Here is an 11,676-nt window from a genome sequence, read left to right as displayed (position 1 = left end):
AAAATTGTAGGGGATTCCTATCGTCTGAAAGATAAGCAATTTGAATTTCGAGAGGACTAAACAGTCCGGCCTCCCCCCAGGCGCCCGCGCGAGTGCAAATTGGGGGAATAGAGAGGGGTCAGGTATTGGCTGCTATAGTTAATACCTGACCCCTCTCTATTCCCCCAATTCATTACCCAAACTGTTAATTGTTTGGTTGCCCAAAATGTTAATAAATAACTTGACTCCGAACAGAAGCCAGAAAGAGAGAAAAAAGAAAGGAAACTATGCGAATAAAAACAATACTGAACAAATTGGCTGCCTGGTCAATCAGCGCGTTTATGGTATTTAACCAATGTGGTCTGGATGCTTTCGCAACCGGAACGGATGATGGTTCGAATACTGGAAACAATCCGACACAGAGCGTGGCTGAGCGAAATCCGGATGCGGATCCAATAATCACAATTCAGCACTATCTGAACTTTTCAGAGCAGACGTTAACAAACCTGCCAGACGAGTTTAAAACAGAAACAGATGGTGATTATTTTGCTGAAGCAAGTCAAAATATTTTAATTCCCTGGGTATCAAATAAGCTTGCAGTATGGAATACAAACTTTCGAAATGGTACTCTGCCAACGAATCTGACAAATACTGGCATAGATTATAAGCTGAAACGTGAGATGGATCCTCATTATTCATTTGATGTGATTGATGCAGGTGGTGGTAAATACGAACTAAAAACTGAAAAGAAACTTTACAAAATGTTCAAGGATGACACCACCAACTATCTAAAAAAGCCTCAAATTCGTCATATGAATAAGCTGTATAATTCGAAAAATGAAAATGCCTATAATCCGAATTACACATTAAAGGAAATCTGGCTGACTAAAAAAACAGAAACACAGGACGATTCAAATTCGATTCAACAGGCAGATTTTGATATCGTTCCAGTACCAACGTTAGAAATTGATGGAGTACAAAGACACGATCCTTCCAAGATATTGTTCACCAATGACATCAATAACAAGCAGCTCGCCAGTGCTGTAAAAAAATCCACAAAGGATGGAATTACCTGGGGTGAGACGGCCGATGGAAAAATAATTATTCATGTATCTGAAGGGCTTGTGATTCGGCTTGTGTTTGAACCGACTGAAGGAACAAAGGAAGTTGGGACGGTTGATTTCTTCGACTATGACATCACTGATGGATGGATTTATACAACTGAAGCTTCCGCAAAACAGGCTCTTAATTGTTATGTTGCTGGAACAGACAACACTGTTCCGATAATAACGAAAGAGCAGATTGAAACATTAAATAGTAATGGTGGAAATTTTATCAGAAACTCTTCAGGTGTTATAGAAGGGATGCGAATTCCTTCGGAGATGCAAAGCCTGATCAATTCGAACGAAACACTGTATGTTGCAACCTGGCATCAGGGAATCAACAGCTTAGCTGGTAATAAAACTCTTGCAGAAAATTATCTTGCATTCGGTAATAATAATGCCCGAACAGGTTTAGGAAATCTGCCATGGAGTAATGATTCAGGAAATTCAAATTATTCGATCACACCAAATAAAACATATGGTACAAACCGAATTGGGATAAATTTATGGGGTGATAACTATACAGCTGGCGTCAATTTAAAAGGCGCAACTTTTGGCCTTGCAAATTCAATGAATTCAGACAGCAATGCAGAAAATCTGATTTGGAATATTAGATCTCCGGAGATATTTTCCAAATCACCTGTTGCCGGTAAAACCGTTTATCCACAAGGAGAAAATGGTTTTAAATTAGGATTTAACCGACTTGGCGGAACATATACTCTGGATTCGGTCGATTATAATGGCAATCAGGTAGGTAACTACTCGAAGTTTGAAAAAACTGTAGTATCAGTCGGATCTAAATCCTCAGAAATTTATGCGAACCGCTTTTGGCCAATGGACTTAGTTGGGCAAGATTCAACAACGATTAAAGCTGGAAATGATATTCGTTTTGGAAGCAGAACAGAATCCGATAAACGAGTTGCGGTTGGTTTAAAGGATATCGATCTAAATACGAATAGTGGTCAACCAGATGGAGGAATAGCACCCAAAAATTCTGATTGGGATAGTGGAAAATTGCCTGAATCAGATTTTGATGGGGATCATAATCCATACTTTGGTATGAAAGTTCAACTTCCATTCGTAATGGAAAATGGGTATTCAGCACCACTTCGATACTTCTTCTATGGAGACGATGATATGATCGTTTTCCTTTCGAAAGCAAGTTTTGATGAAAATGGAAATGTTGACGTAAACTCTATTGATCCAGCTTCGACTGTAAAAATTGCAGATATTGGTGGAGTGCATTCTTCAATGGGAATGTACGTCGATGTCTGGGATTTCATCGAAGAAAAGAAAGAAATTTCTGGTTTAAAGGATACCTACGGTACCAATATCTACTACTACGATAATAACGCTCTTCAAAACTCAGATGATGTCAGCAAAGTTGTATATGAAAACGTGGATGGAAAACAGGTTGATACAAGGCCAAAATCTCAGGCTTATGTAATGACTGTTTATTATACAGAGCGTGGAGCATCAGGTTCTTCCTGCTTTATGCGCTATTCATTACCGTTCGAAGAATTATCTGTTGACGAAATTACCATGCAAGGAGAGATTCAGGTTTCAAAAGATATAAAAAGAGCATCTGGAAATTCATCGATTAAAGATGATTATCGCTATGTATTTGAACTAGAACTCACAGAACCTGGTGGAACCCCATTCCTTAATACATATCCTGTTGAATTTATTAAGGATGGAAAGCCATGTGCGACAAATCATGTCAAGCTGATTGGTGATCATTATCTCTTTACTCTTGATGATAATGAAACTATGCATATTACAGGTCTTCCAACACTGGGACCTGTTGAAGAAGGACAAGATCCCAGAGGATATCACTATAAAGTCACGGAAATTGGAATCTATAAACCAGATGAAGTCAATCCTGACTATGTAGCTCCAGGAGGCACTCTTAACCCATCAGCTGAACGACAGGAAAATATAAAGGAACACACTTTCCCTCTGTCTGAATCGGATGAAACTACAACTTTCCAATATGGAAAGATCAATGCGACCAGCGAAGAAGATGGGCAATACAGAGAGCCACAGATTGGCCTTTCTTTTGAAAATATCATCTCAAACTTTAATAAAGTTAAATTCATCAATGCTGAAAACCCTGCAGTATTGAATATCAGGAAACTTACTGATGTCAATCAGCCAGACGATGAATTTGAGTTCAAGATCAAACTTACGGATAAAAATGGAGACAGTCTTAAAGAAGTTCCATATTTCCTGAATGGCAAAGAAGTCATGAATGAGTCAGGTACTCCTCCTTTACCAGCGGCTTTGGCTCCAAATCCTGAGGATGGATTATTCCATATTCGGATGAAGAAGAACGATACTTATACTCTTTATAACTTGCCAAAAGGTGTGAAGTATGAAATCGTTGAAAGTCCAAGTGATCAGTATGTGGTTGAAAATATACAGGTTTCGGGTGATTACGTTGAAATCACAAATAAGGATCAGGGTATTGTCAACGGAACTATTAACGGACCAATTGATACTACTCCGGAAGCAACAGTCACTTACACCAACAAACTGACTCCAAATACTAAAATATCCATCCCAGTAAGTAAGGCACTTACAGGAAGAGCAATTAATGAAAACGACGAATTCAAGTTTGAAATTTCTGCAACGGGGGATGCTCAAACGCCAACTTATGCGGATAGTACAGCTAAATTAAAAGAACTTGAATCCACAATTGTTTCCATTAAAGCAGAACAGGATACCGACAAAACTTATGTATTCAAAGATGCTTCTTTTGGTCCACTGACTTTTATTGAAGCAGATCAAAACAAAACATTTGATTTTACGATCAAAGAGTTAAATACAGATCCACTTGAACAGATTACTTACGATGCTTCTACTTATACAGTTTCCATGAAGGTAAGAATGGATGGAAACAAAGTGGTTGTTGATGAAACATGGACTAAAGATGGAGAACCTCTTGCAGGAGATGCAGATAAAGTTGCTGCATTCACCAATGAATTCATTCCAGAAGCTATCGTTCCAACGAATTTCAAAAAAAAGATTCACGGAACTTCTGTTGCCGGAAATGAATTTGTATTCACTCTGGAAGCTTTAGCAAGTAAAACTCCTGATAACCAGGATATCCCAGTTGCCGATGTTCCAATGCCAGAAAAGAATGCAGTTACGTTAGCAGCTGCAGGTACTGAAAATGAAACACTTGAAGGAACTTTCGGGGATATCAAATTCACCAAGCCAGGAACTTATAAGTATGTTATTCGTGAGACAAATCCGAACTTGGATCATGTGGTTCAGGTAGTTGGTGAAGTCGGATTTACAGTGACTGTCACAAAAGACCCAGACAGCGATAATCTGACTTCAGAGGTTGAATATAATAACGATCCTAATACGACAGAAATCGTTCTGGTCAATACCTATCAGAGTACAGAACTTGTGATTCCTGTTCTTAAGACTCTAGACGGTCGAAATATGAAGGAGAGCGACGTATTTACCTTCGATTTATATGAAGAAGGCGACCTTGATAAACCAATTCAGACTCTGACTTTGGATTCAACAAGTATTTCTGAACTTAATCTGAATTCAATGTCTGGTCAATTCCTGCCGATTACGTTGAACGAAGTAAAAACCTATAACTACGTCATTAAGGAAAGAAAATTAAATGATCCTCAGATTGAATACGACGCTACACCAGTTGAATTATCGGTAAAAGTGATAGAAGATTCTGATACTAAACAGCTCAGAATTGAATCGACGGATTACGTTAAAGACAATCCGAAGAATGAGGGAAACGCCTCCTTCACAAACAAAGTAAAATCGGAAACAACATGGGCTCCAACAACGGTTAACAAACAGGCGATTGGTGTCAGTCCAGCAAACTTCCCATTTGAAATGTCCATTGCTGCTAAGGATGGAACCAATATTGATGTGGTTAAGAATCCTCAAGCGCAGAGTGTAACGAGTGCCGCAGATGGAACTGTAACATTTACACCATTTGTATTTACCGATGAAGGTGAATTTACTGTTACCGTCAATGAAGGAACATTGAATGATGCAACTATCAATGCGGATACGCATTCAGTAACCTACGATCTAAATGTTCTACGAGATCAGAATACTGGAGAGCTGAGTGTAAAAGGCTCTGCAAACAATGCGGCTCCAGTACCAAATGGATCTGAAGTATTTACCAATGATAAAGGAATTCAGATCTATAAGAATCTTCAGTCTGGAACTGGAGAAAATGGTGCCATCACTGATGCAGATAGAAGTGTTGAGTTTAAATTTAAAGCGTCCATTACGGATACAGCAGGAAATCTGCTTACCGGTTTAGACCTGGATCTGTATAAAGTCGATAGAAATATTTATGAAACCGGAAAGATGGATGGAGCAGTCAGCCAGAAATTTACGAATGGAACTGAATTTACTCTTAAATCCACACAGGTAGCTGTTATCAAAAATGCGCCTTATAATTCTCAATATATTATTGAAGAAATTGAATCCGCTCAGCCAGGATTTGTACTGACCAGTACTGCAGGTACTACTGGAACGGTAAATGAGGATGCAGTTTCAGTCTTTACCAACTTGAAAAAGGGAACAGTCAAAGGACAGATCCAGGCTTATAAGGAACTGAGTGGATTTGATGGTTATCTAAACGCTCCTGAAACACTAAAAGATTTATCTCAGTTCAGCTTCACAATTTTTGCAGCTGGAGAAGCACTCGTTGAACCATTGTCTTTAGAAAATGAAGATAAAGATAAAGACGAAAACAACGAAGGTGACGAAGGCAGTAAGGAAGAAGATCCTGAAGGTGAACAGAATAATTCGAATCAAGATGGAACAGACAATTCAAGTTCTGAACCAGTTATAACTGATCCAAAAGGATCGGATCAGACTCAAGGTGAAATCACTCAGAATCCTGCAGTAAATCCAGATACTGATCCTGTAGTTGAATCAGAACAGTCTGAAGATCCAGGAAATACTGAAGGAGCTTCACCAGAACAAGCTCAAAATGGCAATCCAGAAGAGCAGCCACAAACGGATGCGACGAATCAGTCGTTAAGAAGAATTAAAAACCTGAATAAGAAGGAAGTATTGCCAGCTGATAAGGTGCCTCTGCCTAATCCAGCAACAGTCAATGCTTCTGCAACTGGAGAAATCATCTTTGGACCAATCGAGTTCACACAGGCCGGAACTTATAATTATCAAATCGTAGAAAACAATGACGGTAATGATAATTATCAATACGATTCAAATAAGGTGAATGTTGCCGTTGATGTCGTTGAAGACAAAGATGAAAAGGGCAATGTAACTGGTTATTCGATTAAGAGCATTACTTATACGTATCCAGGTGGATCAACCAGCAAAACCCCATATACATTCCATAACGAATATATTGGTAAGCCAGCACTTGAACTGACTAAGACTCAATCTCTGAATGAAACGAATAACTTCATTACAGATCCTTTGAAAGCAATTGCTCAGGATACAGTCACTTACCGGATTACGGCTAGTGTTCCAGCAACTGCCACCGCGGCAGCTAAAAACGTAGTCATTACGGATAAGATTCCTTATGAAGCCGTTTCTGGTGATAAGAAAGCCAGATTGGCTTTAGTTCAGGACAGCTGGGGTGATGGAAAACTGGATGCCGCAAATGAAACCATTACCTGGGAAGTTGGAAGTATTGCTCCAGGAACTTCTGTAACCCGTTCATTCACGATGAAAGTTCCTGAAGTATCGACCATAACAAAATGGTCTAATGCCGCAAATGCTCAGTATAACAACCCACCAACTGGTGATGATGGAACACGAGATACACCTCCTGTTGATGTTGAAACGCAGCCAGCCAAGCCAACCGTTGAAATTGTTAAAGCGCAGGCGATCAAGTTAAGCGATAACGATTCTTATGGTTCTTTTAGCAAAGAAGCAGATTCTGCTGAAAAAGCACCTGGTTTAAGCAAGAAAGACCGTGTTCGCTATGAACTGATCGTAACCAATACAGGTACGGCAACAGCTCACAATGTCATCGTGACCGACAAAGTACCAGTATCTGATGGTAAGTCATTAACATTCATTCAGGCTCTGAATAATGGAGAGTATGATAAAGACACTTCAACCATTACCTGGAATGTCGGTGAGCTTGGACCGAAGGCTTCACGTTATCTGTACTTTGATGTTGAAGTTCCACAGGTTAAGCAAGCAACAGTCTGGGAAAACATTGGACATCTGACCTATCAGGATCCAGAAAATCCAGACAATCAGATTCCAAAAGATACAAATAAAGTCTTTGTAAAAACGGATATACCAGATCTGAGTATTGAAAAGACTCAGTCGATCGATGAAAAAACATTTGTCACTTATAAAGACCCTGCCTTACAGGCTAAAACTTACGATGTCGTGACTTACAATCTGAAAGTGACCAACACTGGTAAGGCTGAAGCTCATGACGTTGTTGTCAAAGACCCAATTCCTGTTACTCCAGTTGAACCGAAAGATTCCAAAGCTGAACTCAGCTATATTTCAGGATCCGCTGTTGTCGTCAAGACCGATGGAACCAAAGTACAGCTTGGTCAGAATGTGGAAGGAACTGTGATCTGGAATCTTGGAACATTGAAACCAGGTGAAGAAGTCAATGTTCAGTTCAAGGTGAAAGTTCCAAAAGTTGAAACCTTCACCAAATGGAAAAACGTTGCTTCTGTAACTTATTCCAATAACCCGAATAATCCGGAAGATCCAGATGAACCTTATGAAGAAATTCCAACCAAAGAAGTATTCGTAGAGACTGATGCGCCAAAGGTAACCATCCTCAAGCAACAGGCAAAGGTGGAAAAAACATCTGGAAAACAGAGTGACTTTACGACTGATTTATTATCCGTCGAATCTGGAGATACGATTATCTATCAGATCACCGCAGAAAATACCGGAACTGGAACTGCAGAAGGTGTTGTAATTACTGATACCTATCCAGTTCCTGAAGGATTAATTCTGATTGAAGATTCATTAAAAGCGGATGGCGGCAAGCTTTCTGCTGATAAGAAAACCATTACCTGGAATGCTTTTGATTTAGAACAAGGGGCTAAAAAGACCGTATCGTTTAAGGTACAGGTTCCTAAAGTCACTTCCTATCAGAAGTGGACCAATGTGGCTTCCTTAACCTATGAAAACAATCCGGATAATCCTGAAGATCCAAAAGAACCGAAAAAAGAAGTACCAAGTGATCCTGTCGATTCAGAAACGAATGTTCCTGAAGTGATCATTAAGAAATCACAGGACAAGAACCATTCTGGAAAATTTCAGGAAACAATTCTTGATGTTGAAGCCAATGATACGATCACTTACAAACTGACCTTAACCAATACGGGTAAAGCCGTAGCTAAGAGTGTTCTGGTTAAAGATGAAATTCCTGCCGGACTGACTTATGTGGATGAAACATTAAATCCAGCAGGAGAAATCAAAGGAAATCTGATTTCTGTCAATGTCGGTGATATTGAAGCCGGACAGAGTAAAGAAGTGACATTCGATGTCAGAGTTCCAGCTGTTAAGAAACTGACACGCTGGAGAAACATCGGTACGGTTTCCTATCCAAACAATCCGAAAAACCCGGATGATCCAGAAGACCCAAATAAACCGGATGTAGAAGAACCATCCAATCCAGTTGAATCTGAAAGTGATGTACCAAACCTGATTATCGAAAAACTTCAGGCTAAAAATGATGAAGAGCTGACAAAAGACATGCTGCCAGTGATTGGTGATGACATCGTGACTTATCAGATCAACATCAAAAACACTGGAAAAGCTGTTGCGAAAACACCAACCATCAAAGATTCAATTCCTGCAGGACTTACTCTTGTAGAAGGAAGCATTTCGAATGGCGGAAGTGTTGATGAAAATGGAGTAATTTCTTGGACTCTTGCAGATCTAAGTCCAGAACAAACAGGCAGTGTAACATTCAAAGTGAAGGTTCCATTTACTGAAAAAGCAGCCTTGTATCGCAATGGATCTTCTGTAAGCTATCCAAACAACCCTGAAAATCAGCCAGGACAACCGGATAAGGATATTCCATCCAATGATGTTTATATCTATACTCCAGAATCCGGTGGACCAAAACTTTCTATTCATAAGAATCAGTCGGTCAATGGCTCCACTCCAACTGAAGCTAAACTCAATGCCTCCTCAGGAGATATTGTGACTTACAACCTGACGGTTACGAATATCTCTAGCAAGGCAGCAGGTAATGTTGTGGTTAAGGATGTCATTCCTGAAGGACTGGTATTTGTCAAAGATTCCATTAATGAATCAGGCGTTCTGAATGGCAATGAGATTACATGGAAGTTTGAGAGACTTGAACCAGGAGAATACAAAACCGTATCCTTCAAGGCTCAGATTCCGCAAGTCAAGAAAGCCACAACATGGAAGAACGTCGGAGTAGTGACTTATAACGATCCAGAAGATCCGGATAAGCCATTTGATCCAGAACCTTCCAATGAAGTCGAAGTAGAAACCAAACTGCCAGCAATCCAAGTTGAAAAACTACAGGCATTAAATGGTGAAGCACCAAAGAAAGATAAGATCACCGATGCCAAAGCAGAGGATGTGATCACTTACTTTGTTCGTGTTACCAGTACAGGTGAAGCAGATGCCAAATCTGTCAAACTGACTGACGTGATTCCTGAAGGTCTGATCTTTGTAGAAGGCAGTATTTCAGATCAGGGAATCCTGAACGGAAATATCGTTGAATGGGATCTTGGCGATCTCAAACCGGGCGTAAGTGTAATGCGATCCTTCAAGGTCAAAGTACCAGAAGTCAAGGAAGCTTCGACATGGGTTAACGTCGCTTCGGCCACGTATCCAAACAATCCGAATAACCCGGATGATCCAGATGAACCGGATACTCCAGAACCATCCAATCCGGTTGAATCCGAATCAAATGTTCCTCATCTCAATATTGAAAAGGAACAGTCAGTTAATGATGGAGAATTCACGAAGAAGATTCTTTCGGTTAATCCAGAAGATACAGTGACCTATAAGCTGATCATTACCAATGATTCAGATGCCACTGCAAAGGATGTAACCTTAACTGACCGAATCCCTGAAGGACTGCAGCTGATTGCTGATTCGATCAGTGATCAGGGCAGCCAGAAAGATGGATTAATCACCTGGAAGCTTGGAGATATCGCAGCTAAGGAAAGCAGAAGCGTTACCTTCAAAGTCAAAGTTCCAAGTGTCTCTGAAAAGAGCAGCTGGACGAATGTGGCTAAAGTAAGCTATCCAAACAATCCGGATAATCCTAAAGATCCTGAGGATCCAACAAAACCAGGCGGACCGGATAAGGAAGATCCTTCCAATGAAGTTACGATTGAAGTCCCAGTCGATAAGCCGAATGTGATCCTGCGAAAGACTCAGATCCGCAACCAGGGCAAGGCAACCACATCCAAACTGAGTGTTAAGGATGGAGATATAATCACCTACGTATTAACAGCTTACTCAAAAGGAAATGTGGCAGCTGAAAATGTTCGGATTGAAGATGTCATCCCAGAAGGACTGACTTACGTTGAAGGGTCCATCTCTGAAGGCGGAATCATCGAAGGAAATAAACTGAGCTGGTTTAAGGAAATTCTTGAACCAGGCGAATCCTTTGAAGTTTCCTTCAAGGTAAAAGTACCAGCTGTAAGCAAGGATACTTCCTGGAAAAACATTGCTATTGTGACCTATACGAATGATCCAGAAGGCGAAACTCCTCATCCATCCAATGAAGTGGAAATTGAAGAGCCCGTCATTCCGGCAAATCCAAAATATCCTCCACGCAGGCCAGGTTCGTCTTATAATGGAAGACCGACTAAAGCCAGACCATCCAAAACTGCAGCCAGTACCCATCCAATCCTATGGACCGGACTAGCCATGGTTGGTTTAGCCGCAGCTGCTGGACTTTATAATTCGAATTCGAAGCGTAGAGATAAGAAATCCAAATAAGTCTGTAAAGAGAAGAAAATTTAGAGACGGATCTAAAACTGTATTTTAAAATCAGTCTTTGTGAACGATCTTTGAAAAGTTTCAATTACAGATAAAGCAATGAATGAATAAACAAAGAAGAACCTGTATCCAAGTGGTCATGTTGACCACAAAGGATGCAGGTTCTTTCTTTGTCAGCAACAAAGTTCAATTATTCTGGATAGAAGAATTGTCATACAAAGAAATATTTAGCCGAATTGAATTCTGTATCTGATTAATGAAAATAAGCAAGAAAAAAATGCGTCAAATACACATTTATATAAATCAAAAAATGCACAATAAATGCGTATAAAATCCATAAGCAATGTATAATGACGTTGTTGGTATGGTAAAACCTGAATAACTCAGAAATACGATGCCACAGGAGGATAATGACAGCTATGTCAGTTCTGAAAATTAAAATTGTGTAGGATACTGACAACTCTTAATTAAGAAGGAGACAGCACTATGGAATATATGGTCATCATGATCATTTGCCTGGTGTTAATGCTAACGTAAAACCAACCAATAATTGCAGCGAGAAATGCGCCAATTTTGGTTGGTTTTATTTTGATATCCTTCTTATAAAAGGAGGACAAAATGAAACGAAATCAAACCACCCAGCTTA

1 protein-coding gene is annotated in these 11,676 nt (G+C 39.9%); it reads left to right on the top strand.

The genetic code is table 11. The annotated features are described in order from the left end of the window. Positions 1–266 precede the first annotated feature (266 nt). Complete coding sequence (locus tag BO222_RS10875; RefSeq protein ID WP_075820822.1) at positions 267–11,030, top strand: Spy0128 family protein; 10,764 nt, start codon at positions 267–269, stop codon at positions 11,028–11,030. Positions 11,031–11,676: the final 646 nt, after the last annotated feature.

It is taken from the genome of Ileibacterium valens, assembly GCF_001945525.1.
Lineage (GTDB): Bacteria > Bacillota_I > Bacilli_A > Erysipelotrichales > Erysipelotrichaceae > Ileibacterium > Ileibacterium valens.
The sequence above is the reverse complement of the archived record's forward strand: the minus strand, read 5'-3'. Positions and strand labels throughout refer to the sequence as shown.

What these genes read in the sequence shown, in the direction of transcription:
- BO222_RS10875 (WP_075820822.1), top strand. Translation starts at nt 267, where the DNA reads ATGCGAATAAAAACAATACTGAACAAATTGGCTGCCTGGTCAATCAGC.